Here is a 1,130-nt window from a genome sequence, read left to right on the forward strand (position 1 = left end):
ATATCTATTTTTAGTTCATTCAGGATTTGGATTTGATCAGTATTCATTGGATGAAGTAATTTTGAGTTATCATTTATAAAGAATTTGATATCATCAAGCTCTTCAATTATCTCTTGAATACTATATTTGTATTCTATGTTTGTTCCTCGAACTCTATTTCTGATACTGCATAGAATAATTAAAGCTATGAACATTAAGAATATTTTTCCATTCGTAGTTTCTGAATTTTGAGTTCTTAATCTTCTAGAATCTAATCCTGTTTTAATATCTTTAAATGCTTTTTCAATAAGATCTTTTCCTCTATATACTTCTAGAACTTCATTAGCTGTAGCATTTAAATCATTGGTTATTAGCACAAAATAACCAAGTCTTCTATACTCTTCTTTAATACTCTCGATATCTCTTTCGTACGTGTACTTTTCTTTACCCTCTCTATAAATTTTGAAATACTTACTCTTTTTACGAGTGATGACTTTTCCTTTAATCTTTTCTTTTAGATCCTCTTCTTCATAATCTAAATAATCTTCGAAATCTGATTGTAATTCTACTTGTTTATCAGGATCTAGAAAAACGAATAATTGACAATCCACTCCTTTTATTTTAGCTTTCTTAGATCTGCACTTAACAGATTTAAATCCAGGAACTCGATCTGTATACCCAAGCACGACTTCAGATAATTCATCAATTGATTCTTTCGATAGTTTCGTACTTCTAGGAAGAAAAGTAATAAACTTATTACCCATTTCGTTGATAGCTTTTAAATTATCAGCGGAATAATATCCTTGGTCCATCACGAAGGTAATGTCTTTATCTTTAAGACTTGAATTTATCCCCAACATAAACTTAAGGTATGTTTTATCAACGATATTTCCGTGATACCAAGAGTAGGTTAGTGGTAGGCGAGAGTCATATCCAAAGATGATTCCTAAGTTGATTTGTTTCTTTTTATCATTCTCTTTGTTGAAACCGAACTTAGCTTCAATAATATTTGAATCCGTAGAGATAGACGTAGAGTCATAGGCTATAAAAGACTCAAATTGAGCTCTTCTTACCCATAAATCTAAGAATTTATTGATCTTTTCTTGGTTAATTACTCTGCTAAATACTTCGCTAATTCTCTTGTCATTTAC

Annotated in this window: 1 protein-coding gene; it reads right to left on the minus strand. The window is 30.0% G+C overall.

From position 1 onward, the window contains the following. Window positions 1-1,130: transposase (locus tag CKF54_RS07060; RefSeq protein WP_147396843.1), on the minus strand; the 1,130-nt coding region annotated here is incomplete at both ends.

Origin of the sequence: Psittacicella hinzii (assembly GCF_003585885.1) — a bacterium.
In the GTDB taxonomy this organism is placed as follows: domain Bacteria; phylum Pseudomonadota; class Gammaproteobacteria; order Enterobacterales; family Psittacicellaceae; genus Psittacicella.